Origin of the sequence: Extibacter muris, assembly GCF_004345005.1 — a bacterium.
Taxonomy (GTDB): Bacteria; Bacillota; Clostridia; order Lachnospirales; family Lachnospiraceae; genus Extibacter; species Extibacter muris.
The window spans coordinates 206499-230851 of the sequence record NZ_SMMX01000001.1; the positions used below are offsets into that span (position 1 = coordinate 206499).

Sequence of the window (24353 nt, forward strand, 5' to 3'; positions counted from 1 at the left end):
ATGAAACGACCGCCCGGAGGCGGTCTTTTAAAATGTCTGAATATTGTCTGAATTTTGAAAGGGGTCAGACCCCTGTGGCGACAGGGGTCTGACCCCTTTCGTCATTATTTGCAGGAACAGCCGGGACTTTTATTTTCTGACGAAAGACCCTGCTGCCGACGACGCCTGCCAGACATCCGCCGATGACAGCGAATGCTAAGGCACCGATGACATGTGTTGCAGGATTGAATGCGAACGGCGCTAAAAGTCCCGGAATCGGAGATGCTGTCCCTGGTGCATTATTCACAATATGGAACACTGCTGCTGATATCCCGGCGAATCCTCCGCCGAAGAAATTAGAGCAGTAGATAGGAAGCGGATTGGATGTTATGATATCTGCCTGTGTGAGCGGTTCCAGCATGACGGCTATGACGTTGCTCCTGTCTCCAAGCTTCAGCCGTGAGAAGATAAGCCCGTTGGTGAAAGAGCCTCCTACACACGCAATGGCGGCTATACCCATCGCCAGCCCGTCAAGGCCGAGCATGGCAGTCAGTGCCATAGAGCTCAGAGGTGACGTGCATATCATCTTGATGATGCCGCCGAGCAGGAATCCCATGACGATGGGAGACTGTTCCGTGGCAGCGGATATCGTGCCGCCGATAGTTGCAAGTGTAGCGTTGACGGCGGGGTTGACGGCTATGACGATGAGGCGTGCAGCAGGTGCGATCAGGAGCGCGCCCCCGATAAGGTTCAGCCCCTCAGGCAGCTTCTTTTCAATAACCGGAGCTATGAGCCCGATGATGTAGCCTGCGATAAATCCCGGAAGAATGCCATATCCTCCGACGGCCACGCCGGCGACAATTGCCAGTACGGGATTAGCCCCCATGCAGATCGGTACCATGGCGGCAGCGGCCACACCGCCCAGCCCCCCGGCCGTTTCTCCAAGACTGCGGAAAAAGTCCAAGCCGAGCAGATCTCCGGTGATATATTTATGAACGGCTTCTACCAGAAACGTTGCGATAGCGGCGTTGGCCATGCCGGACATGGCGAGCTGCCCCTTAGGCATCTTCAGGCTGAAGAGCGAGAAACCGGCAAGAGTGACGAGCAATAATCCTATTCCCGATACGATTGTAAACATACTTTTTACCTCTCAATTCGTAATGATGATTTTATTTATAATTCCGTTCTCTTATTGATGAAACCAATATACAAGCCGGGTTTCAAAAAGTTACAGATGGTATCAAAATTGACATAAAAAAAACAGTACCACACAGAATTTTGTGATAATTAACAAAATACCCATAATGATACTGTTAATTGTGCCCATAGATTAATCCTACTGGTTCTGGCTGTATACGACAAGCGCATTCAGGAAGTTCTTGATCTTAACATTGCCATGCCGGTCGCTCTTTCCCCGGATATAGTCCATCTCCCTGCGCACCTGTTCAAAATTGTAAAGTGTATTGGAATATTCTGTAAAAATGTCATTGCCATAATCCTCGATGCCAAGATGGGCAAGGTTTACCATCCCTGTGTTGGCTGCCCGCCGGATACGCTGTTCCATGGACTTCGGTGAATCACTGAACCTCCCGCACAGCTCCCCGAGCGTCATGTCGTTGATCTGGCCATCGTGCTCCAGCAGATATTCCACCGCCATGACGATATCCCGGCTTCCAATATCTCCGCTGATGCCAAGACGCTGAAGGATATTCGTCAGCACCGTTCTCGAAGCAGCGGCGGAAGATGTCGTCCGTTCCGGTTCAGGAGAGTTGGATGACATCTCATCCATAAATATGTTCTGCATCTTCTGTATCGTCCGCTGCATGGAAAGCTGCCGGCTCACCTTTGCTATGACATTTTCCACCTCTACGCTGTTCACCGGCTTCTGTATGAAGTATTCGACACCTGCTTCATACGCCGAGCCTATCATATCCTTGGAAGACACCTGGGACAGCATGATAAATGCCGTCTCTGAGAGGAACTCGTCCGCTTTTCTGACAAAAGTGATGCCGTCCATGTCAGCCATGAGCAGATCCACGATGATAATGTCGGGGGCAAGCAGACGCACGTCTTCCAGCGCATCACAGCCGCTTAACGATGTCCCGCACACGGTGCCGAGATTCCGGGTGGTGATAATCAGCTTCAGTATATTCAGTATGTTCCTGTCATCATCGATCAAGTAAAATTTCATCTATACGACCACCTTCATTTTTTCTTGAGGAATTCTAATGGTAAATGTAGTGCTTCCGGGAATGGATGAGAGTGCAAGCGTTCCTCCGAACTGGCCCTCGACCAGATCTTTGACGAGATTCAGCCCAAGTCCCCGGTTCACCTCACCAGTAGAAAAGTTTATCTTGGTCGAAAAGCCGGCCTTGAATATATCAGCCTGGTCTTCCTCACGGACACCGGGTCCGTCATCCGTAACAGTAAAGATGAACATGTCCTCCTCTGCCTGTTCTTTCACATATATATGTACTTCATCCTTTTCAGCCGCTTCCAGCGCATTGACGAACAGGTTCCGGAAGATGGACATAAGGGCATAGTGCCGGTTCGTGTAGACCCGGTCGCGGCAGTCCGTTTCCATCGTCAGCTTCTTCTTATGCTCTGCAGCAGACCGTATCATCGTATCCTTCAGAAGTTCCAGCAGCTCATCCAGGTACATGCCGTCCCCCTCCAGCTCTTCATCGAGCGTCTCTGAGATTCCCCTCATGATGAGCAGATATTCCTTCTTGACCTCGTGGATGTCTTTGGCTACCTTAAGCGCAGATCTGGCGAGCGGGCTGCTCTCGTCCCTCTCCTTCAACCGTTCGTAAAGGCGGTAGGAAGTGTTCATCGTATCTTCGATAAGCGTGGTGTTCTTCTTCATCCACATGACCTCGCCGTCCAGCTTGGAGATAAGCAGGACAAGCCGTTTGTAGCGTTCCTCATGCTCCTGCTTGAGCAGAAGCAGCCTGTAATGTGCAAACACGGTCAGGACACACCATATTACGGCAGTGCGGGCGGCGGCAGCCAGCAGTATGCTTGCCTGAGCCTTCGGTGTAAATGCTTCGAGACGGATGCGGAACAGAAGCTCTATCAGATTGGCACCGTAATCTATGGCAAAGAGCGGCAGGATAGCCCGGTTCCGGTCAAGACGGCTGCCCCCGAGACTGCGGGTGTAAAGATAGAAAGCCAGCCCGTAACAGAGATAGAAGATAACTTCCGGATAATAAGACCGAACCGCCCCTGACAGACGGCCATTCTGCAGCCAGACGAGCAGCAGCCTGGATGCAAATACTCCCACGGCCCCGAACACGGTTACCGGTATGACCGGGAAAGACTGCGCGATAAATAAAAACGCCGGAAAGCATATGACGGCGACAGACAGTTTGAAATCCGTGATAAACAGGTTGATATTAAGCTGCGCTGCCACTGTTATGGCCATGCTGAAGAAGATAATGCTTCCAAAATACTTTTTCATGATATACCTCTCTCCTATCTAATATAGCGTCTTCCAGCCCCTTTGTATAGGAAAATTTTATATGGAAAAGCACAAAAGCTTCTGCTTTCACATAGACTATATCAAATACGCCAAGAGGTGCTTTCCTTGAAATCTTTTCCCCAACCCCTCACTGCCTCGGAAGAAAGATATTACATGCAAAAATATACGGAGGGAGACCTTGAAGCAAAACATGTTCTCATAGAACGGAACCTGCGCCTCGTTGCTCATATCGTTAAGAAGTACCAGTCACTGGAAGAAGACAACGAAGACCTGCTCTCGATCGGCACAATCGGACTCATAAAAGCTGTGGTGACCTTTAACCCCGATAAAAGCGTCCGCCTCGGAACTTATGCGGCCCGTTGTATCGAAAATGAGATTTTGATGTATCTCCGTTCAAAAAAGAAGTCATCCAAAGAAGTATCACTCTACGAACCGATAGGTACAGACCGCGAAGGAAATGAAATCCAGCTGTTTGACATAATCGAGACCGACGAGGATGATGCGCACAGGAAAGTCGCACTGAAGGATGATATACGGCTTCTTTATGAGAAGGTGGAAGGAGAGCTCTCACAGAGGGAGCGTCTTGTGCTGAAGATGAGATATGGCCTGTATAATGAAGAAGAGTATACGCAGCGGGAGATAGCCAGACGCTTAGGCATCTCTCGTTCTTATGTGTCAAGGATTGAGAAAAGTGCAATAGAAAAGCTGCGCGAGTATTTTTAATGCCCGCGCAGCTTTTCTATTGCACTTTTTAGAGTCCTATTGACATCATCCGCCTTATTCGTTATGATAGTTCTACATTTTCCGGGGCATTCTGGCCCCGGAAGGCAAATCCGGCCAGCATCGGCCACTGACCCAGCAAAAAGCAATATGAACAATGAAAAGGAGAATGCAAATGAGTTTCAGTACAGTACTGTCTGCGGCCATAGAAGGGCTTTCGGTTGAATTCGTCCATGTGGAAGCAGACATCAGCAACGGCCTCCCTATGTTCCATATGGTAGGCTACCTGTCATCAGAGGTGAAAGAAGCGTCTGAGCGGGTGCGCACTGCTGTGCGCAATACCGGAATAGAACTTCCGGCGAAAAAGATAGTCATCAACCTGTCGCCTGCAGACGTGAAGAAAAGAGGTGCGGCGTTCGACCTGCCGATTGCCGCCGCTATCCTGGCGTCACTGACGCTTGTGCCGGAAGAAAGCCTTGCACGTACGCTCATCATCGGCGAACTGAGCCTGGATGGCCGGCTGAGGGAGGTGGCAGGCATCCTTCCGATCGTGATGGCGGCACGGAAAGCCGGGTGCCACACGTGCATCCTCCCGAAAGCCAACGCGGCAGAAGCGTCCCTTGTAGATGGCATCCGGATAATCGGGGCCGAATGGCTGAAAGAAGTGTGTGGCTATCTCAACGGCTTACATGAGCCGGAACCGGAGCAGTACAAGGTGCCGCATGGCCTGCGCGGCCCTGCCAGGCCGCAGCCTGACTACAGGGAGATATACGGACAGGAAGCTGTGAAGCGGGCCGTAGAGGTTGCTGTAGCAGGAGGCCACAATATCCTCCTGGTCGGACCTCCGGGAAGTGGAAAGTCGATGATAGCCAGGAGGATACCGACGATACTCCCCCCATTGACACTGGAAGAGAGCCTTGAGATTACAAAGGTATATAGCATCATGGGTCTGGTGGACAAGGAGCATCCCCTCGTGGCAGAGCGTCCGTACAGAAGCGTACATCATACGGTTACGAGGAGTGCCCTCATCGGGGGAGGAATGATACCGACCCCGGGCGAAATCAGCCTGGCGCACGGCGGGGTACTGTTTCTGGACGAGCTGACAGAATTCCAGAAGCCGGTGCTGGAAGTGCTGCGGCAGCCGCTGGAGGAGAAAACGATACGGATTACGAGGAAGCATGGAAGCTACGTATTCCCCGCGGATTTCATCCTCGTTGCCGCTTTGAATCCTTGCCCGTGCGGGAACTACCCGGATCTGGAGCGATGCACCTGCACGCCGGGACAGATACAGCACTACCTTGCCAAGATCAGCCAGCCGTTCCTGGACAGAATCGATATATGCGTGGAGGCTCCGAGAGTCGATTACCGAAGCTTGAAGGCGGAAGATGAGGGGGAAAGCTCGCAGGCGATAAGAGAGCGCGTATGCCTGGCAAGAGAGCGCCAGAAAAACCGGTATCATACACTAGGATCGGTGGCCAACGCCTCCCTGCCTGCCAAAGAGCTGAAGAATTACTGCAGCCTAGGGCATGAAGAAGAATCTGTCATAGCACAGGCATTTGAAAGGATGGGGCTCACGGCCAGAACGTACCATAAGACCATACGGGTGGCCCGAACGATAGCCGACCTGGCAGGAGCCGATAATATCAGTGCGGCGCATATCAAAGAGGCAATCGGATACCGGATGATGAATAAAAAGTACTGGGGGAGGTAAATGTATGGAAATGGCTTATGAATACTGGCTTGCATGCATCAGGCACGTGCCCGCCCGTAAAAAAATAATGCTTCGTTCCGAATATACGGATGCAAGTCAGATATATTATATAGAAGAAACGAGACTCTATTTTACAGAGTATCTAAGTACGAAAGAAGCGGAGGCCGTCATAGCCTCCCGCAGAATATGGGATGTGGAGAAGAATTATAGGGAATTATGCGATAAAAGCATTAGCCTTGTTCCCTATTTCCACAAAGGATATCCCGGACGGCTTAAGGAAACGGCAGACCCGCCCTATGCGTTATATGTAAAAGGGCGGCTTCCCGACCCTGCAAGACCTGCGGCAGCCATCGTTGGCGCTAGGAGATGCAGTGCATATGGCACTGGGCAGACAGAAAGATTTGCCAGCAGGCTGGCTCAGGCAGGCGTAGAGATTATCAGCGGAATGGCACTCGGCATCGACGGAACCGGACAGAGGGCGGCGCTGGATGCCGGCGGCAGCACTTACGCCGTACTCGGCTGCGGAGCAGATCTATGCTACCCGCGGGAACATATAGGACTCTATATGGACATCCAGAAGCATGGGGGCATCCTCTCGGAGCATCCCCCGCAGACACAGCCGCTGCGCGCCTACTTTCCGAAACGGAACAGGATCATCAGCGCCCTGGCTGATATCGTGCTTGTCATGGAGGCAAGAGAGAAGAGCGGCTCCCTTATCACAGCCGATGCTGCACTGGAACAGGGAAAGGACATCTATGTCCTTCCGGGGCCTGTGACAAGCCCGTTAAGCCGTGGATGCAACAATCTGATCAGGCAGGGCGCGGGCATCCTTTCTTCCCCCGATGAGCTGCTTGCAGATATGGGAATACCTGTCAGCAGCTTTGGCCTAAAATCTGACAAAAATGAAAAAATGCTTGAAAGTCCCGAAAATATGGTGTATAGTTGTCTCGGTTTATGTCCGAAGAGCATGGGCCAGCTCGCAGAGGAGACCGGATTAGCCCCCGGGGAGCTTCTGGAGCGTCTGGTTACATTGGAATTGAAGGGATATATCAAGGAAATATCTAAGAATTATTATGTGAGATCAAACAGATGAAAATAAAACGGACGGCTAGTTAATAATGGAGGAAGCAATATATGGCACGTAATCTTGTAATCGTGGAGTCACCTGCCAAGGTGAAGACAATTAAAAAGTTTTTGGGGAGCAATTATGCGGTAACCGCATCGAACGGTCATGTGCGGGATCTGCCGAAGAGCCAGCTCGGCGTGGACCCGGAAAATGACTATGAGCCCAAATATATCACCATCAGAGGTAAGGGAGAGATTCTTGCCAACTTGAGAAAAGAAGTCAAGAAGGCCGATAAGATATATCTTGCGACCGACCCCGATCGTGAGGGGGAGGCCATCTCATGGCACCTGAAGCAGGCACTGAAGCTTGAAAATAAAAAAGTGTACCGTATCAGTTTTAACGAGATTACCAAAAGTGCAGTCAAAGCTTCCTTGAAAAATGCAAGGGAAATCGACATGGATCTGGTGGATGCGCAGCAGGCCCGGCGTGTGCTCGACCGTGTCGTGGGTTACAAGATAAGCCCTCTTCTTTGGGCCAAGGTAAAGAGAGGGTTAAGCGCGGGCCGCGTACAGTCGGTTGCGCTCAGAATCATCGCCGACAGGGAAGAAGAGATCAATGCGTTCATCCCTGAGGAATACTGGACCCTTGACGCGAACTTGAACGTAGAAGGTGAAAAGAAGCTTCTGACAGCCAAATTCTACGGTACGAAAGACAAGAAGATGACGATCGGATCCAAAGAAGAGCTGGACAGGATACTGGCAGAAGTAGAGAAAGCGGACTATTCCGTCGCAGATATCAAAAAAGGGGAACGTGTGAAAAAAGCGCCGGTACCTTTTACGACGAGTACGCTCCAGCAGGAAGCCTCGAAAGCGCTGAACTTTGCGACACAGAAGACGATGAGGATTGCGCAGCAGCTCTATGAGGGGATAGACATCAAAGGAAACGGAACCGTCGGCCTGATCACATATCTGCGTACAGATTCCACGAGAATATCGGATGAGGCAGACGAAAGCGCAAGAGCGTATATCGGTGAGCATTACGGAACAGAATATGTAGCAGCAGGCAGCGCAAAAGGAAAAGACGATAAAAAGATTCAGGACGCCCATGAGGCTATCCGTCCTTCCGACGTGACAAGGACGCCTGCAGCCATGAAAGAATCGCTTACAAGAGACCAGTTCCGCCTCTACCAGCTCGTATGGAAACGTTTTGTCGCCAGCAGGATGCAGCCGGCAAGATATGAGACGACATCTGTTAAGATCGCCGCGGGAGATTACCGTTTTACCGTAGCAGCCTCGAAGATCGCGTTTGAGGGGTTCCGTTCCGTATATACGGAGGCGGACGAGGAGAAAGAGACAGGGAACGTGCTGCTCAGAGGCCTTGATATGGACACGAAGCTTACGAAAGAAAGTTTAGACACAAAGCAGCATTTTACACAGCCGCCGGCACACTATACGGAGGCGGGGCTTGTGAAGACGCTGGAGGAGCTGGGAATCGGCCGTCCAAGTACGTATGCGCCTACAATCTCCACCATCATCGCCAGACGATATGTGGCAAAAGAAAATAAGAACCTCTATATCACAGAACTTGGCGAAGTCGTGAACAACATGATGAAACAGTCATTTCCGAGTATCGTAGATGTCAACTTTACCGCCAATATGGAAAGCCTGCTGGACGGAGTGGCGGAAGGCAAGGTGAAGTGGAAGACGATTATTGAGAATTTTTATCCAGATTTGGAAGACGCGGTGAATCTTGCAGAGGAAGAGCTTGAGAAGGTCAAGATTGAGGATGAAGTGACGGATGTCATCTGCGACCAGTGCGGCCGCAACATGGTAATAAAATATGGTCCACACGGCCGGTTCCTTGCCTGCCCGGGCTTCCCGGACTGCAGGAATACGAAGCCTTATCTGGAGAAGGTAGGGGTTCCGTGCCCTGTGTGCGGCAAGGATGTGGTCATCCGCAAGACGAAGAAGGGAAGGAAATACTATGGATGCGAGGACAATCCTGACTGCGAATTCATGTCATGGCAGAAACCGTCCACGAAGAAGTGCCCTCGGTGCGGAAGCTACATGGTCGAAAAGGGGAATAAACTGCTCTGCAGCAGTGAACAATGTGGATATGTAGAAAATAAGGAAAATAATAAAAAATAATTAGGAAATTGATTGAAAAAAAATGAATTGTATGATAATATAGCATTCAAAGGATGGAGGAATGTGAATGAGTGTACAATTGTTAGATAAAACCAGAAAAATCAATAAATTACTTCATAATAATAATTCCAGCAAAGTAGTATTTAACGATATATGTGAAGTGCTCACAGAGATATTAGAATCTAACGTGCTGGTGGTGAGCAAGAAAGGCAAGATTCTTGGGGGAAGCAGGGCGGACGGCGTGCCGGTCATCAGGGAACTGATTGAACAGGAAGTCGGCAAGCATATTGATGAGATGTTAAATGAACGTCTTCTGAGCATACTTTCCACGAAGGAGAATGTAAACCTTCAGACGCTCGGCTTTTCGGAAGATGCCGTAAAGGGCTACCAGGCCATCATAACCCCTATCGATATTGCGGGCGAGAGGCTCGGCACATTATTTATCTATAAGAAGGATGAAGTATACGAGATAGACGATATCATCCTGAGCGAATACGGAACGACGGTAGTCGGTCTTGAGATGTTGCGGTCGGTCAATGAAGAGAGTGCCGAGGAGACGAGGAAGGAGCATATCGTCCAGTCTGCAATCAGCACGCTCTCATATTCCGAGCTGGAGGCGATTATCCATATCTTTGAGGAACTGGATGGCACCGAAGGCATCCTGGTGGCGAGCAAGATTGCCGACAGGGTCGGAATCACAAGGTCAGTCATCGTCAACGCGCTGCGCAAGTTTGAGAGTGCAGGCGTCATAGAGTCACGGTCATCCGGTATGAAGGGCACGTATATCAAAGTGGTGAACGACTATGTGTTTACAGAGCTTGAACGGATCAAGGCTGAGCGAATGAAATAATATAGGAATAAAAGGGTATCGGGAAACTGATACCCTTATTTTGAAGGGAGCAGTTAATATGTACGAGGGAAGGCCTGTGGACATGCAGATGGAGCGGATGATACTCGATGAGGGCTTTTTTGATCCGACGATATATCAATGCGAGATCATAACGTATAAACCGGAGGAAGAACGGATATATTTATTATCGAAACGGACGGAGCTGCCGGTATTTTCCCTGGACGGAATCTACAGATGTACGATAGCGGCGGAGGAAGGGCTCGTCGAGTGCAGCGGCAGCATAACGGAACGCTACTGGAACAAGCTTGGACAGGTGATGGTATTCCGGCTCAGGAACGGATTTTATAAAAAAGTTGTAAACTAAATATAAAGTGTGTTGACAAAATAAAAAGAGAGTGCTATTTTATATCTAGAGTCTTTTAGCACTCTCTTTTCGTGAGTGCTGACAAAATAGATAACAATAAGGAGGAGTAAATATGAAATTAGTACCATTAGGAGACAGAGTTGTATTGAAACAATTAGTTGCAGAAGAGACTACAAAGTCAGGTATCGTATTACCGGGCCAGTCAAAAGAGAAACCGCAGCAGGCGGAAGTAGTAGCTGTAGGGCCTGGTGGGGTAGTGGACGGCAAGGAAGTCCAGATGAACGTAGAAGAAGGGCAGCAGGTTATTTATTCCAAATATGCCGGCACGACAGTCGAAGTTGATGAAGAAGAGTTCATTATCGTAAAGCAGGATGACATCCTGGCAATACTTAAGTAGCAGCTTTTGAGTAGGAAATATTAATATAATTTAGGAGGCAGATAATTATGGCAAAGGAAATTAAATACGGCGCTGAAGCAAGAGCAGCATTAGAATCAGGAGTAAACCAGCTGGCAGATACGGTAAGGGTAACGCTTGGACCAAAAGGACGCAACGTAGTGCTCGACAAATCTTTCGGGGCACCGCTGATAACAAACGATGGCGTTACGATTGCCAAGGAGATCGAGCTGGAAGACGCATTTGAGAATATGGGGGCTCAGCTCATCAAAGAAGTGGCATCCAAGACGAACGACGTGGCAGGTGACGGAACGACGACAGCTACCGTGCTTGCACAGGCGATGGTACACGAAGGAATCAAGAACCTGGCGGCCGGAGCCAATCCGATCATTCTCCGCAAAGGCATGAAGAAAGCTACGGACGTAGCAGTAGAAGCCATTGCAGGCATGTCCAGCAAGATCAAAGACAAAGAGCAGATTGCCAAGGTTGCCGCTATCTCCGCAGGAGACCAGGAGGTAGGCGAGATGGTAGCAGACGCGATGGAGAAGGTATCCAACGACGGCGTCATCACGATTGAAGAGTCCAAGACGATGAAGACAGAGCTTGACCTCGTGGAAGGTATGCAGTTTGACCGCGGATACATTTCCGCATATATGGCAACAGATATGGATAAGATGGAAGCAAACCTGGAAGATCCATACATCCTCATTACAGACAAGAAGATATCCAATATCCAGGAGATTCTTCCGCTGCTTGAACAGATTGTACAGTCCGGCTCAAGGCTTCTTATCATCGCAGAGGATATCGAAGGTGAAGCGCTCACCACATTGATCGTGAACAAACTGCGCGGTACATTCAATGTCGCAGCTGTCAAGGCTCCGGGATATGGAGACAGAAGAAAAGAGATGCTGCAGGACATCGCGATCCTCACAGGCGGACAGGTGATATCAGAAGAGCTTGGCCTTGACCTGAAAGAGACGACAATGGATCAGCTTGGACGTGCGAAATCCGTCAAAGTGCAGAAAGAAAATACGGTTATCGTTGACGGCATGGGCGAAAAAGATAAGATTACAGACAGAGTGTCTCAGATTAAGAAGCAGATTGAAGAGACGACATCTGACTTTGACAGAGAAAAATTACAGGAAAGACTCGCAAAGCTGGCAGGCGGCGTTGCAGTTATCCGTGTAGGGGCAGCGACAGAGACAGAGATGAAGGAAGCGAAGCTCCGTATGGAAGATGCCCTGGCAGCAACAAGGGCGGCTGTAGAGGAAGGCATTATCGCAGGCGGCGGTTCCGCATACATCCATGCAGCCAAAGAAGTGGAAGCGCTTGCGCAGAAGCTTACCGGCGATGAGAAGACAGGCGCTAACGTCGTATTGAAATCACTGGAAGCTCCACTGTTCCACATTGCGGCAAATGCAGGGCTGGAAGGTTCTGTAATTATCAACAAGGTTAATGAATCTAAATCAGGAACAGGATTTGACGTACTGACAGAAGAGTATGTAGACATGGTAGAAAACGGCATCCTGGATCCTGCGAAGGTAACGAGAAGTGCGCTTCAGAACGCTACAAGCGTTGCTTCCACACTGCTTACGACAGAATCAGTAGTCGCCAACATCAAAGAAGATGTACCTCCTATGCCGGCAGGCGGCGCGGGCGGCATGGGAATGATGTAATCACCGGCATCTCCTAAAGTATGAAAATTTTGAAAACTCCTCTCACGGGGAGTTTTCTTTTTGCCATAGCGTCAGTTTACAAGGGCACACACGGTTTTGAACTGGCATTTTGTGATTCTGCCACGTTATTCTCAATCAGCGTGCAGCCAGCACGCATCAATCGTCTGCCTTGCATAATCACAAAATGGCAATTCAAAACTCTATGACCTCGTCCGAAGCTTTTGGCTTATCTGCAAGGAAACGGAATGAGGCGTACTGGACGTACGCCGATTGACGTTAACGCCGCAAATAAGCCAAAAACTACGGTGCGAGGCGTGTGTGCCCTTGTAAACTGACGCTAATATGTGTTACAATAATTACACCTATTAATTTGGAGGATTTGCAGATGAGCGATTATTATACGGAACAACTTGTAAAGAAAAGGGCGGATATGAAGGATGTGTTTATCAAAGCGCTGCTTGTGGCGCTCACCATCGTATCAGTTCTTATCGTATTCCTGTTCCCTTTCGGGATTATCCTACCTGTGGGAATGATCGTGCTTGATGTATTCATGTTCAGAAGGATGAATGTGGAATACGAATACTTGTATGTGAACGGAGATCTGGATATTGACAAGATTATGAACAAGGCGAAGCGAAAGAGAGTATTCTCCGCGCATGTCAGCGATTTGGAACTTCTGGCGCCTGTAAAGGATCTGGAACTGCGGCAGCACGCGGACGCAAAGCCATTCGATTTCAGCTCGAGGAACGAAGGGGCGCGCCTTTACGCCTTGGTCGTCATCGACAGGGGACAGAAGAAGAAAGTGATATTTGAGCCTAATGATACGATTATAGAAGGATTTAAGATGCTGGCACCGAGGAAGGTCGCCCTGTAGCATGTTCCGCAAAATAAAATAAAAAGCGGTTGACAAGTGCGGGCATCATTGGTTATTATAGCAGTTAAATCATAACAACAGACGGAAGAAAGAGAGGATAAGAATATCATGGGAAAAATTATTGGAGAAGGTATTACATTTGATGATGTTCTGCTCGTACCAAGCTATTCAGAAGTGATTCCAAACCAAGTTGATCTGTCAACATACCTGACGAAGAATATCAAGCTGAACATACCGATGATGAGCGCAGGCATGGATACGGTTACGGAGCACCGTATGGCGATTGCTATGGCGAGGCAGGGCGGAATCGGTATCATCCATAAGAATATGCCTATCGAGCGGCAGGCCGAGGAAGTGGACAAGGTAAAGCGGTCTGAAAATGGGGTAATTACGGATCCTTTCTACCTGTCACCGGAGCATACGCTGGCAGATGCCAATGACCTCATGTCCAAGTTCCGGATTTCCGGCGTGCCGATAACAGAGGGGAAAAAGCTGGTCGGCATTATTACGAACCGTGATTTGAAATTTGAAGAAGACTTCTCAAAGAAGATTAAGGAATCCATGACATCGGAAGGGCTTATCACTGCGCCGGAAGGCATCACGCTGAACGAGGCGAAGAAGATTCTGGCGAAGGCACGGAAAGAGAAGCTTCCGATCGTAGACGAAGATTTTAACCTGAAAGGGCTTATTACGATAAAAGACATCGAAAAGCAGATAAAATATCCTCTGTCTGCCAAAGATGAACAGGGACGCCTGCTCTGCGGCGCTGCGGTAGGCATTACCGCCAACTGTATCGACCGTGTGCAGGAGCTTGTAAATGCCAAGGTCGACGTGATTGTCATGGATTCGGCTCATGGCCATTCGGCCAATGTTCTGAAGACTGTGGATATGGTGAAGACAAAGTTCCCGGATCTTCAGGTAATCGCCGGAAATGTTGCTACCGGAGAGGGTGCCGGAGCGCTTATCAAAGCCGGGGTAGATGCGGTCAAAGTTGGTATCGGCCCAGGCTCCATCTGTACGACCCGTATCGTGGCAGGCATCGGCGTGCCGCAGATTACGGCAGTTATGAATAGCTATGAAGTCGCGGACAAGTATGGTATCCCGATCATTGCCGACGGCGGCATCAAATACTCCGGCGATATGACGAAGGCAATCGCCGCCGGAGCCAATGTTTGTATGATGGGCAGCATCTTTGCCGGATGTGATGAGAGTCCCGGAACGTTCGAGCTGTTCCAGGGAAGAAAATATAAAGTGTACCGTGGCATGGGCTCCATCGCGGCTATGGAAAACGGCAGCAAAGACCGTTACTTCCAGACAGACGCCAAGAAACTCGTACCGGAAGGCGTGGAAGGACGTGTCGCATACAAAGGCACGGTCGAGGACACGGTATTCCAGCTTATGGGCGGCCTGCGCTCAGGCATGGGCTACTGCGGAACAGGCACCATCGAAGATCTGAAGACGAAGGCACAGTTTGTGAAGATATCAGCGGCATCCTTAAAAGAGAGCCACCCCCATGACATACACATCACGAAAGAAGCGCCGAACTATAGCGTAGATGAGTAAATAGGAGTTTAGTAAACCAGACCGCGGGCAGGGAGCCGGGTGGCATCTGCTCCGATGCGTCCGAGGCTCCGACTAGCCCACGGCCTCCTAGCTTTGCGGCAGAGTCGCTGATAGCAGCTCCTCTCCCACAAACCAAGGATTCCGGGACGGATTCTCCGCCTCTTCCGCTTACACCTGCGCATCTCCCACCCGGCTCCCCGCCCGCTATCTACTTCACTTAACAAGGGCGACGGCGGTTGTGTGGCGTTACTGGCCAGCGGATGGCCGCTGGCTGCGTGAGATGAATGATAAAATATAACAAGCTTAACATGTGCAGCATAGAGAACAAATTGGTCATTGTCGAGCATTAGCAGCGAGGCGTGCACGCCGTTGCTGCAAGAAGAGCCGGAACCAGGCAGGGGATGTCATCTCATACACATCCCCGTACCTGATTCCGGCTCTTCTTCATTACGATTACTTTCAACTAAGGTTATCAACCTGCTTAGCCCCTTTTCACTATGCTGACACAGCCAAAGCCCTTCCATCAGCCGGCAGCGTCACACAGCCGCTCCCGCCCGTGCCAGTAAAGTAGATAGCCGATGGGGAGGTATGGGACAGATGCGAAGGTCTAAGCGGGAGGGACGGAGAATCCTCACCAGATTCCTTGGCCCGTGGGATGAGAGCCGCTATCGGCGAACATTCCACAGGCTTAGGAATCTGTGTGATAGTCGCAGTTCCCGGACGCATCGGAGCATCTGCCCCATACCTCCCCAGCGGCGTCTACATTACTAAACCCCCATTTACTGTCCGTCAGTGCTGGACATGGAACTTAAAGAACGGTATCATTAGGATAGTCAAATACCTCGTAGCAAGCTGCCGGGCATTTGACCCTCGCGGCAGTCGCCAAGACCAAGCGGGCTTGGATTTGGCTCGTTGCTCGCGGGAATAGATTGACAGGAGGGTTTTGCGATGGTACGGGATTTTGGTATTACGGAAAAAGGAGAAAAAGCGAGCTTATACGAACTCAGGAACGCGAATGGCATGACGGTCTGCGTGAGCGATTACGGCGCGGCTGTCGTATCGGTATATGTGCCGGGACGGGACGGCCAGGTGAGAGATGTTGTCCTCGGATATGATTGTGCACGTGACTATGAAGCGGGGGGCCAGTCGTTCGGGGCGACCGTCGGGAGGGTTGCCAACCGCATCGGGGGCGCGCAGTTCACGCTGAACGGCCAGACGTATGCGCTTGTAAAGAATGACAATGGCAATAACCTGCACAGCGGGCCAGATACATACAACCATCGTCTGTGGGAAGTGGAAGAGGCGGATGACAGGCATGTCGTACTTCGTCTGTTCAGCCCGGATGGGGACCAGGGGTATCCGGGCGGCCTGGATATAACGGTGACATACAGTCTGGATGACAGGAACGAGCTGAAGATTCATTATGAGGCAGATGCGGAAGCGGATACGATAGTGAACATGACAAACCATAGTTATTTCAATCTGAACGGACATGCCTCGGGAGACGTACTGGGGCAGGAGCTGTGGCTGGATGCGGATGCCTATACGCGTGCAGACAAGGAGTCTATCCCTACAGGCGAGATAAGTCAAGTGGCAGGAACGCCTATGGATTTCCGTGCCCGTAAGCCGGTCGGGCGGGATATACAGGCAGATTTTGAAGCACTGAATCTTGCCGGAGGCTATGACCACAACTGGGTTCTGAACGGCGGCGGTTTCCGCAAGGCGGGCAGCTTTTCCTGCCGGGAGAGCGGCATCAGCATGGACATCTATACGGATATGCCGGGGATGCAGGTGTACAGCGGCAATTTTCTCGACAAGGAACCTGGGAAAGAAGGGGCTCTGTATGGAAAGCGCCAGGGCATATGTTTTGAGACGCAGTATTTCCCCGATGCGGTCAATAAGGACAATTTTGCTAGCCCGGTAGTGAGGGCCAGAGAAAAGGCCGTGTCTGATACGTCTTATGTATTTGCGTTTTAAGATTCAGAAAATTATAAGTATTTTTTCATAAAATATTTCTCCTTCCTGTGATAGAATGATATAGGATGATTGGAGAGATGATATGGACAGAAGAATAGCGGAAGCAAGGCGCAGAAGGATGATCCAGCGTAACGTACGGCTCGGAATACTCGTGCTTGTCGTGCTCATCGTGCTGGTGGGGATACTCAGGATTGTAAAGCCGGCCTGGTTCACAGATGATTACATAGAGCTTAAGGGCAGTGATATCGATGCTTCCCGTCCGGACCTGGACGTGGAGCTGCTCACTGAGAACCCCTATTCACGGCCCGGAACGAAGACGGACAAGATTAAGGGAATCGTCGTGCATTATACGGCCAATCCTGGCGCTACCGCTATGGATAACCGGAACTATTTTGAAGGGCTCAAGGACAGCCATGAGACGAAGGTAAGCAGTAATTTTATAGTAGGCCTGGAAGGAGAGATCGTCCAGTGCGTCCCGACTTGGGAAGTTGCCTATGCATCCAACAGCAGGAATAATGATACGGTGTCTATCGAATGCTGCCATCCGGATGAGTCGGGAAAGTTCAATGATGAGACATATAAGTCTATGGTGCAGCTCTGTGCGTGGCTTTGCAAGAAGTTTGACCTGGACAGCGAAGACGTCATCCGCCACTACGATGTGACGGGGAAGAACTGCCCGAAATACTTCGTGGAAAATGAAGATGCATGGAAGCAGTTCCGGGCTGATGTGCAGGCGGCCATCGAGAAATAAAGAATCAAAAATAATCTGAAAATGCGTTGACATTTTATTATGTATTGCTATAATGGGAAGTAGCTGGTACACAGCGATTAACATGAGAAAAGCAGAGAAGGAAAAGAGTAATCTATCGGAACCATGCAGAGAGAAAAACATTTGGTGGAAGTTTTTTATGGCAGAAGGCAGACGAAAACCATTCCTGAGCTGTGGTGCTGAACCGACAGTAAGCACCGTCGTACTCCTGCGTTAAGGGATAGGACTTGTGAGAGTCTGAAGTGAAAAGTTAAGGTGGAACCGTGCAGCAATCAGATGCACCCTTAAACGGACAGCGTAAGCAGTCTGTTTTGGGTGCTTTTCTTATGTTAGAGGAAATATTGACTGCACAAAGCAAAATATATTTCCTAAAGCAAAATAAAAAGAGAATCGAAAGGAGCGTAACAAGATGAAAGTAAGCATGAGAGACGGATCCGTGCAGGATCTGACATTTGCAGATGAAGTGGGACAGGAGGCGTTCCGCCACACGACATCCCATATCCTGGCCCAGGCCGTAAAGCGCTTGTACCCGGATACGAAGCTGGCAATCGGGCCGGCAATCAAAGACGGCTATTATTATGATTTTGAATTCAGCTTTCCATTTACGACAGAACATCTGGCAGAGGTAGAGAAGGAGATGCGCAGGATCGTCAAGGAGTCGCTGCCGCTTGAGAGAAGTGTGGTGAGCCGTGAAGAAGCGTTGAAGATGATGGAAGAAAGAGGAGAGACTTATAAGACAGAGATGATCCAGGATCTCCCGGACGAGGAAGAGATCAGCCTTTACCGGCAGGGAGAGTTCGTAGACTTCTGCGCAGGCCCCCATGTGTCCAACACGAGCGTCATCAAAGCATTCAAACTCCAGAGCGTGGCAGGGGCATACTGGCACGGCGATGAGAATAACCAGATGCTCACGAGAATCTATGGGACATCCTTCCCGAAAGCGGACGAGCTGGAGGCTTATCTTAAGAGGATGGAAGAGGCACGTCTGCGCGACCACAGAAAGCTTGGAAAAGAATTGGGATTGTTCGCGATCATGGATGAAGGCCCCGGCTTTCCATTTTTCCTGCCCAAGGGGATGGTACTCAAGAACCTGCTTATCGATTACTGGAGGCAGCTGCATCTAAGAGAAGGATACGTTGAGATTTCCACACCTATCATCTTGTCCAGACACCTGTGGGAGAATTCCGGACACTGGGACCACTATAAAGACAATATGTACACGACAGTCATCGACGAAGAAGACTATGCGGTCAAGCCGATGAACTGTCCGGGGGGGATGCTCGTGTACAAAGTGGAACCCCGTTCCTACAAGGACCTGCCGATGCGGGTAGGCGAGCTCGGGCTTGTACACCGGCACGAGAAGTCCGGACAGCTGCACGGGCTCATGCGCGTGCGCTGCTTTACCCAGGACGATGCCCATATCTTCATGACAGAGGATCAGATAAGGGATGAGATCAAAGGGGTGGCAAGGCTGATTGACGAAGTGTACTCCAAGTTCGGATTCAAATACCATGTGGAACTGTCTACGAGGCCGGAGAACAGCATGGGAAGCGATGCAGACTGGGAGATGGCCACAGAAGGCTTAAGAGGTGCACTGGAAGAGCTTGGAGTCGATTATGTGGTTAACGAAGGCGATGGCGCGTTCTATGGCCCTAAGATCGACTTCCATCTGGAAGATTCCATCGGCCGGACATGGCAGTGCGGAACCATCCAGCTCGACTTCCAGATGCCGCAGAGGTTCGAGCTTGAGTATACCGGTGCAGACGGTGAAAAGCACAGGCCGATCATGATACACCGGGTTGCTTTCGGTTCCATCGAACGGTTTATCGGTATCCTTATCGAGCATTACGCAGGCAAGTTCCCGACATGGCTTGCACCGGTACAGGTCAAGATTCTGCCCGTATCAGACAAGTTTGCCGATTATGCACAGAAGGTGACGGACGAGCTGAAAGAAGCAGGATTCCGTGTGGAACTCGACGGCAGAAGCGAGAAGCTCGGCTATAAGATCCGGGAGGCGCAGATGCAGAAAGTACCTTACATGGTAATCGTGGGAGAAAAAGAAGTTGCCGAGAATGTCGTATCCGTCAGAAAACGCGACGAGGGCGATATCGGAAGCATGGAGCTCAAGGCATTTGCAGACAAAGTGCTGGAAGATAAATAAGAAAAAATAAGGTTCATGCTTATGGGGACAGGTTAAAATGAAATGGGGACGGGGTTTTTTGAGAAAAACCCCGTCCCCATTTCATTTTAACCTGTCCCCGGTTCGTTTTATAAATATCCAAGCTGTTCTAACGTGTTGAGGACCATATGCCTGCCGGCGTCGGTCCCGTCGATAATCCTTCTGGCACGGACGGAGTCTCCGATGTTAAGAAGTCCGATATCCCAGCCTTCAAAGGCTCTGGTGAGCGCATCCCAGATGGGGGCATGGGCTTTCATGCCGAGGCAGACGAAGCCGTAATCGAATGGTAGTTCAGCTTCTTTTCCGCCTTGCTCCACGATGAAGGAGTGGGGATTGACTTTCTTAAGCGCGGTGCTTACGAGCTGCTTCACCTTATGCTTCTCCATGCACTCTTTCATGGAAGCGATGGAGGAAGCGTCCAGGCCGTTGCCGATGGAGGGCATCATCTCTATGATGGTCGTGTCTGCGCCGCGGGGGGCGAAGAATTCTACTACGTCAAGCCCGACGGCTCCGCCACCGATTACGATGACGCTCTTGCCGGACATGTCTTCCGGATAGCGGTCGATATTGCGGATGAGATCCAGAATTGAATATACATCCGATTCTCTGTCCGCAAGGTTTTCATGCAGGCCGTCGATCGGCGGGAGGAGCGGGACGGAGCCGGTCGCGTTGACCACGAGGTCAGGCCGGAAGGATCTGATGATATCGGCAGTGGCGTCCACCCCGGTTTTGATGGTCAGGTTATCAAGCCCTGCCGCACGGTGCCTGAGATAATCAGGGAAGTCGGCAAGCCGCCTTTTGGCGGGAATCTTAGAGATTTCCACAGAAAGCCCGCCTATGTGGTCCTGTTTTTCCAGAAGCGTAACGCTGCAGCCTGCCTCGGCCGCGGTACAGGCAGCTTCCAGTCCGGCCGTCCCTGCACCGGCTACGACAACATTGCACGGCCTTGTCACTTTCTTCCTCTTATAAGAATCGCCTCCTGTCACATCGGGGTTTATCGTACAGCGCAGCGGCCGGTTGCCGCCGATGCGGTTGCCGACACAGCCCACATTGCAGGAAATGCATTTGCGGATGCTGGATACGTCGCCCCGCCTTGCTTTGCTGCACCAGTCAGGATCCGCGATAAGGCCGCGCCCGATACCGATAAGGTCCGCATCTCCCTTAGCCAGTAAGTCTTCCGCAGCCTGTGGGCTCCGGATGTTGCCGATTGCGATGGTCGGTTTGAGGAACTTCTCCCGGACCGCCCTGGCCATATAAGAGCGCCAGCCGTCCGCCAGGTAATTCGCGTCAATCTGGTACTGGATGGACGGATTCAGTGCAGCCGAAGTATCAAAGATATCTACGCCGTCATTCAGGTATTCCAGATATTCGAGGCAGCCGTCTATCGTATTGCCGCCCTCCACGAGTTCATCGACGCTGAGCCGGAGGGAGACAGGAACATGAGGACCGACAGCGGAGCGGACCTCATCGATGACCATCCGGCAGAAACGGGCCCGGTTCTTGGCGCAGCCACCGAACTCGTCTGTCCGGTCGTTCATGGTCGGCGAAAGGAACTGGCTGATCAGGTAGGAGTGCCCTGCATGGATTTCTACAAGGTCAAATCCTGCGTTGACCGCCCGCTTTGCGGCGGCGCCGTAGTCAGCGGCGATGCTTTCCAATTCTTCTCTCGACAGCGGCCTGGGACATTCGCCGCCTGGTTTGGATGGCAGAACGGAAGAGGAGACAGGCTGCATGCCCGTGCGGGCGGACATGGCGGAAGCGCCCGCATGGTTGAGCTGGATTCCCATACATGCTCCGTGCCTGTGGCAGGCTTCCGTCAGCTTGAAAAGCCGGGGAATATAGCAGTCTTTGTCAATACGCAGCTGTGTCGTACCGTTGGATCCTTCCGGATATTTTACACAGATATTTTCCACGAGGATAAGCCCGGTACCGCCTTTGGCCCGAAGCTCATAATAAGCGATGTGCTCATCGCTCATGCTGCCGTCGTGTTCCGCCAAGTTGCTGCCCATAGGCATCATGGCAACACGGTTTTTCATCGTCATCCCTCTGACGGAGAGTGGGGAAAACAAGTGCTTAAAGTTATTATTCATCTTAACATCCTCCATTGCTTAACATATCGTCCAACACGGTTCTATAGTTTGATTATAAGATATTGTTAAAGATAAAACAAATTCATGTTTTTGTATTGTTTGATAGATATGTTCTATGGATTGTGGTATGATTGTAAAAAATAGACAAAGGAGGCAGATTATGAATTTGAATCAATTGCACTACTTTGTGACACTTGCACATATGGAGCATTATACAAATGCAGCCCAAAAGCTGTCGATTACGCAGCCCAGCCTGAGCCATGCCATATCATCGCTGGAAGAAGAACTCGGAACAAGCCTGTTTGAACGGCAGGGAAGGAATGTGGGCCTCACCAAATACGGCAGGCTGTTTATGGAATACGCCGAGGAGGCGCTCGATATACTGGATGCGGGGATAAAGAAGACGAAGGCCATGACGAGCGAGAAGAGCGGCAAAGTCGACATCGGTTACATATACACGCAGGGAAGCGAGTTTATCCCCGAGCTGGTATCCGGCTTTCTGGAGGCAAACAGGGACAAACAGGTAGACTTTGGCTTCAGCAATGGTATCACGAAGGAAATCGTACAGGGCGTAAAGGAAGAAAAATATGACATCGGCTTCTGTTCCATGGTATCAGGGGAAAAAGAGCTGGAATTTATCCCCGTGTCGCAGGAGAAGCTTGTTGCGGCCGTGCCGCCGGGCCATCCGCTGGCCGGCAGGAAGAAAGCGAGCTTTGAGGAGATTGCCTCTTACCCTCAGATCTTCTTCAACAAAGGGAGCGGTCTGCGCGGCGTCATCAGCCAGATATTCAGAGATTACGGAATGAAGCCGGATATCGTCTATACCGTGGACGAGGACAGTGCCATGGTCGGGCTTGTGGCGAGAGGGTTCGGCGTCTGTATCGTGCCGGATGCGGCTACGGTACGTAGTATGAAGGCATCCTTCCTGGAGATAGAGAATCTGGACTACCGGCGGTTTATCTATATGGTGACGCTGAAAAACAAGTACCAGGCCCCTATCGCCAGGCTGTTCGCGGATTATGTCAAAGACTATTACAGCCTGAAAAAATAAAGTATAATTGTTGCGCGGTTCCGGGAAAGTTGATATAATATACCGGTGTGAAAACGGATTAGTATAAAACAGGAGAGAAAGAATAATATGAATGATTTAGAGATGTACAGAGAGCAGCTGGCATTGTGTGATGATAAGCTCATTGACGCACTGGTAGAGCGGAACGCGGTCATAGAGAAGATCATGGCATACAAAGAAAAGTATGGAATGCCTATCCTGCAGCCCCAGCAGGAAGCGAAGCAGAAGCAGCGCCTGGAGGAAAAGCTGGCTGACAGCAAGTATAAAGACGAGATATATGATGTATTCCGCTGTATACTGAAGAACAGCAAGAGAATCCAGGCAAGGAAGCTGTTTGATTACAATATCGTGCTCATCGGATTTATGGGTGCAGGCAAGACGACGGTTTCCGATTATCTGAGCACGATGTTCGCGATGGAGATAATAGAGATGGATCAGGTGATTGCAGACAGGGAGGAAATGAGCATTCCGGATATATTCGCTACATACGGGGAAGAATATTTCAGAAATCTGGAGACCAACCTGCTCATAGAGATGCAGTCGAGAAAGAATACCGTAATCTCCTGCGGAGGCGGAGCCGCGCTCAGAGAGCGCAATGTAGCCGAGATGAAGAAAAACGGCAGGGTCGTACTATTGACGGCCAGCCCTGAGACGATATACGAGCGTGTGAAAGACAGCGACGACAGGCCGGTGCTTAACGGGCGCAAGAACGTGGAAGGGATATCAGAGCTGATGGAGCAGCGCCGTGAAAAATACGAGGCGGCTGCGGACATCGTAATCAATACGGACAATAAGAACGTGCTTCAGATATGTGAAGAGCTTGTGCAGCGCGTTACAGAAATGGAAGATAAATAATGTTTGATAGATTTTATCCGGACAGATATGTGGCATCTACCTACGTCATAGATTTTGAAAAACTGTACAGCGAAGGCGTCAGGGGACTTATCTTTGACATTGATAATACGCTGGTACCCCATGGCGCGCCGGCGGACGAACGGGCAGAGGAGCTGTTCGCGAGGCTTAAGCGTATCGGCTTCAACTGCTGCCTCATCTCGAACAACCAGGAGCCGAGGGTCAGGATGTTCAATAAGAATATCCAGGTGGACTATGTGTATAATGCCCATAAGCCGTCCACGAAGAACTACGTGAAGGCCATGGAGATCATGGGAACTGGGACGGCTGATACGGTCTTTATCGGCGACCAGCTTTTCACCGATGTATGGGGAGCGAAGAGAGCTGGCATACCGAGCATACTCGTGAAGCCGATACATCCGAAAGAGGAGATTCAGATTGTGCTGAAGCGTTATCTGGAGAAAATAGTGCTGCACTTTTATAAGAAGAGCCTCAACAGGTAAAAAAAGGTTGAAAAAACGCAGAATGTATTATAGAATTAGTAAAGTGAGAAAGAACGTCAGGTGCTATTGGCGCACCTTTTAAGGAGGAT

At 50.4% G+C, this 24353-nt stretch carries 21 protein-coding genes and 1 other annotated feature; of the genes, 16 read left to right on the forward strand and 5 right to left on the reverse strand.

What is annotated here, in order from left to right; genetic code table 11:
- Window positions 1-64: 64 nt before the first annotated feature.
- The 3 genes from E1963_RS01040 to E1963_RS01050 form a co-directional block, all read right to left on the reverse strand.
- Window positions 65-1117 (reverse strand): PTS sugar transporter subunit IIC, encoded by a 1053-nt coding sequence (locus tag E1963_RS01040; protein ID WP_132274118.1) that lies wholly within the window; start codon window positions 1115-1117, stop codon window positions 65-67.
- Between the two features lie 198 nt (window positions 1118-1315).
- On the reverse strand, window positions 1316-2170 hold the full coding sequence (locus E1963_RS01045) for a DNA-binding domain-containing protein (RefSeq protein ID WP_132274120.1): 855 nt from the start codon (window positions 2168-2170) through the stop codon (window positions 1316-1318).
- Window positions 2171-3439 carry a sensor histidine kinase gene (locus E1963_RS01050; protein ID WP_132274123.1) on the reverse strand — a complete coding sequence of 423 codons (1269 nt, stop codon included), beginning with the start codon at window positions 3437-3439 and terminating at the stop codon, window positions 2171-2173. It lies immediately after the preceding gene.
- A 174-nt stretch (window positions 3440-3613) separates the two neighbouring features.
- On the opposite strand from E1963_RS01050, the gene sigK reads away from it, so the two are divergent.
- The 10 genes from sigK to guaB all read left to right on the forward strand — a co-directional run bounded on the left by sigK (window position 3614) and on the right by guaB (window position 14825).
- Window positions 3614-4183, forward strand: coding sequence for an RNA polymerase sporulation sigma factor SigK (gene sigK / locus E1963_RS01055; protein WP_049727527.1), 570 nt, complete (start codon window positions 3614-3616; stop codon window positions 4181-4183).
- A 172-nt stretch (window positions 4184-4355) separates the two neighbouring features.
- Window positions 4356-5891: a YifB family Mg chelatase-like AAA ATPase gene (locus E1963_RS01060; protein WP_132274126.1), complete on the forward strand. Its 1536-nt coding sequence runs from the start codon at window positions 4356-4358 to the stop codon at window positions 5889-5891.
- 10 nt (window positions 5892-5901) lie between these two features.
- Window positions 5902-6984, forward strand: coding sequence for a DNA-processing protein DprA (dprA, locus tag E1963_RS01065; RefSeq protein WP_132274509.1), 1083 nt, complete (start codon window positions 5902-5904; stop codon window positions 6982-6984).
- Window positions 6985-7025: 41 nt separating this feature from the next.
- On the forward strand, window positions 7026-9104 hold the full coding sequence (gene topA, locus E1963_RS01070) for a type I DNA topoisomerase (RefSeq protein WP_132274129.1): 2079 nt from the start codon (window positions 7026-7028) through the stop codon (window positions 9102-9104).
- A 67-nt stretch (window positions 9105-9171) separates the two neighbouring features.
- Window positions 9172-9954 (forward strand): GTP-sensing pleiotropic transcriptional regulator CodY, encoded by a 783-nt coding sequence (codY, locus tag E1963_RS01075; RefSeq protein ID WP_066577917.1) that lies wholly within the window; start codon window positions 9172-9174, stop codon window positions 9952-9954.
- Window positions 9955-10012: 58 nt separating this feature from the next.
- The gene (locus tag E1963_RS01080; RefSeq protein ID WP_132274132.1) at window positions 10013-10318 is read left to right on the forward strand and encodes a hypothetical protein; all 306 of its coding nucleotides are present in this window, start codon (window positions 10013-10015) and stop codon (window positions 10316-10318) included.
- Between the two features lie 112 nt (window positions 10319-10430).
- Entirely contained in the window at window positions 10431-10715 is a 285-nt protein-coding gene (locus E1963_RS01085; RefSeq protein ID WP_049727532.1) for a co-chaperone GroES, read from the forward strand.
- A 47-nt stretch (window positions 10716-10762) separates the two neighbouring features.
- Window positions 10763-12388 carry a chaperonin GroEL gene (gene groL / locus E1963_RS01090; protein ID WP_132274135.1) on the forward strand — a complete coding sequence of 542 codons (1626 nt, stop codon included), beginning with the start codon at window positions 10763-10765 and terminating at the stop codon, window positions 12386-12388.
- 385 nt (window positions 12389-12773) lie between these two features.
- Window positions 12774-13262, forward strand: a complete 489-nt coding sequence (locus E1963_RS01095) for a DUF6106 family protein (protein WP_132274138.1) — start codon at window positions 12774-12776, stop codon at window positions 13260-13262.
- A 108-nt stretch (window positions 13263-13370) separates the two neighbouring features.
- A complete protein-coding gene (guaB, locus tag E1963_RS01100) occupies window positions 13371-14825 on the forward strand; it encodes an IMP dehydrogenase (protein WP_132274141.1) in 1455 nt (484 codons plus the stop codon).
- Window positions 14826-15320: 495 nt separating this feature from the next.
- Here guaB and E1963_RS01105 read toward each other — a convergent pair whose 3' ends face one another.
- Window positions 15321-15551, reverse strand: coding sequence for a hypothetical protein (locus E1963_RS01105; protein WP_132274144.1), 231 nt, complete (start codon window positions 15549-15551; stop codon window positions 15321-15323).
- Between the two features lie 222 nt (window positions 15552-15773).
- Between E1963_RS01105 and E1963_RS01110 the strand changes: the two genes are divergently transcribed.
- The 3 genes from E1963_RS01110 (at window position 15774) to thrS (ending at window position 19732) form a co-directional block, all read left to right on the forward strand.
- Window positions 15774-16802 carry an aldose epimerase family protein gene (locus tag E1963_RS01110; protein WP_132274146.1) on the forward strand — a complete coding sequence of 343 codons (1029 nt, stop codon included), beginning with the start codon at window positions 15774-15776 and terminating at the stop codon, window positions 16800-16802.
- Between the two features lie 82 nt (window positions 16803-16884).
- Entirely contained in the window at window positions 16885-17553 is a 669-nt protein-coding gene (locus tag E1963_RS01115; protein ID WP_132274149.1) for a peptidoglycan recognition protein family protein, read from the forward strand.
- An 85-nt stretch (window positions 17554-17638) separates the two neighbouring features.
- Window positions 17639-17860 (forward strand) — a binding site (T-box leader).
- Between the two features lie 120 nt (window positions 17861-17980).
- Window positions 17981-19732, forward strand: a complete 1752-nt coding sequence (thrS, locus tag E1963_RS01120; RefSeq protein ID WP_132274152.1) for a threonine--tRNA ligase — start codon at window positions 17981-17983, stop codon at window positions 19730-19732.
- Window positions 19733-19839: 107 nt separating this feature from the next.
- Here the strand turns inward: thrS and E1963_RS01125 are convergent, their stop codons facing one another.
- Window positions 19840-21840: an NAD(P)/FAD-dependent oxidoreductase gene (locus E1963_RS01125; protein WP_132274155.1), complete on the reverse strand. Its 2001-nt coding sequence runs from the start codon at window positions 21838-21840 to the stop codon at window positions 19840-19842.
- Between the two features lie 160 nt (window positions 21841-22000).
- On the opposite strand from E1963_RS01125, the gene E1963_RS01130 reads away from it, so the two are divergent.
- The 3 genes from E1963_RS01130 to E1963_RS01140 all read left to right on the forward strand — a co-directional run bounded on the left by E1963_RS01130 (window position 22001) and on the right by E1963_RS01140 (window position 24264).
- Entirely contained in the window at window positions 22001-22891 is an 891-nt protein-coding gene (locus E1963_RS01130) for a LysR family transcriptional regulator (protein WP_167482082.1), read from the forward strand.
- Window positions 22892-22978: 87 nt separating this feature from the next.
- Window positions 22979-23764 (forward strand): shikimate kinase, encoded by a 786-nt coding sequence (locus E1963_RS01135; protein ID WP_049727541.1) that lies wholly within the window; start codon window positions 22979-22981, stop codon window positions 23762-23764.
- Window positions 23764-24264: a YqeG family HAD IIIA-type phosphatase gene (locus E1963_RS01140; RefSeq protein WP_132274160.1), complete on the forward strand. Its 501-nt coding sequence runs from the start codon at window positions 23764-23766 to the stop codon at window positions 24262-24264. Before E1963_RS01135 ends, E1963_RS01140 begins: the two co-directional genes overlap by 1 nt.
- The last annotated feature ends 89 nt before the right edge of the window (window positions 24265-24353 follow it).

Coding starts and splice junctions, on each gene's coding strand:
- E1963_RS01040 (WP_132274118.1), bottom strand. CDS start 1,117: ATGTTTACAATCGTATCGGGAATAGGATTATTGCTCGTCACTCTTGCC.
- E1963_RS01045 (WP_132274120.1), bottom strand. CDS start 2,170: ATGAAATTTTACTTGATCGATGATGACAGGAACATACTGAATATACTG.
- E1963_RS01050 (WP_132274123.1), bottom strand. CDS start 3,439: ATGAAAAAGTATTTTGGAAGCATTATCTTCTTCAGCATGGCCATAACA.
- sigK (WP_049727527.1), top strand. CDS start 3,614: ATGCAAAAATATACGGAGGGAGACCTTGAAGCAAAACATGTTCTCATA.
- E1963_RS01060 (WP_132274126.1), top strand. CDS start 4,356: ATGAGTTTCAGTACAGTACTGTCTGCGGCCATAGAAGGGCTTTCGGTT.
- dprA (WP_132274509.1), top strand. CDS start 5,902: ATGGCTTATGAATACTGGCTTGCATGCATCAGGCACGTGCCCGCCCGT.
- topA (WP_132274129.1), top strand. CDS start 7,026: ATGGCACGTAATCTTGTAATCGTGGAGTCACCTGCCAAGGTGAAGACA.
- codY (WP_066577917.1), top strand. CDS start 9,172: ATGAGTGTACAATTGTTAGATAAAACCAGAAAAATCAATAAATTACTT.
- E1963_RS01080 (WP_132274132.1), top strand. CDS start 10,013: ATGTACGAGGGAAGGCCTGTGGACATGCAGATGGAGCGGATGATACTC.
- E1963_RS01085 (WP_049727532.1), top strand. CDS start 10,431: ATGAAATTAGTACCATTAGGAGACAGAGTTGTATTGAAACAATTAGTT.
- groL (WP_132274135.1), top strand. CDS start 10,763: ATGGCAAAGGAAATTAAATACGGCGCTGAAGCAAGAGCAGCATTAGAA.
- E1963_RS01095 (WP_132274138.1), top strand. CDS start 12,774: ATGAGCGATTATTATACGGAACAACTTGTAAAGAAAAGGGCGGATATG.
- guaB (WP_132274141.1), top strand. CDS start 13,371: ATGGGAAAAATTATTGGAGAAGGTATTACATTTGATGATGTTCTGCTC.
- E1963_RS01105 (WP_132274144.1), bottom strand. CDS start 15,551: ATGCGTCCGGGAACTGCGACTATCACACAGATTCCTAAGCCTGTGGAA.
- E1963_RS01110 (WP_132274146.1), top strand. CDS start 15,774: ATGGTACGGGATTTTGGTATTACGGAAAAAGGAGAAAAAGCGAGCTTA.
- E1963_RS01115 (WP_132274149.1), top strand. CDS start 16,885: ATGGACAGAAGAATAGCGGAAGCAAGGCGCAGAAGGATGATCCAGCGT.
- thrS (WP_132274152.1), top strand. CDS start 17,981: ATGAAAGTAAGCATGAGAGACGGATCCGTGCAGGATCTGACATTTGCA.
- E1963_RS01125 (WP_132274155.1), bottom strand. CDS start 21,840: ATGAATAATAACTTTAAGCACTTGTTTTCCCCACTCTCCGTCAGAGGG.
- E1963_RS01130 (WP_167482082.1), top strand. CDS start 22,001: ATGAATTTGAATCAATTGCACTACTTTGTGACACTTGCACATATGGAG.
- E1963_RS01135 (WP_049727541.1), top strand. CDS start 22,979: ATGAATGATTTAGAGATGTACAGAGAGCAGCTGGCATTGTGTGATGAT.
- E1963_RS01140 (WP_132274160.1), top strand. CDS start 23,764: ATGTTTGATAGATTTTATCCGGACAGATATGTGGCATCTACCTACGTC.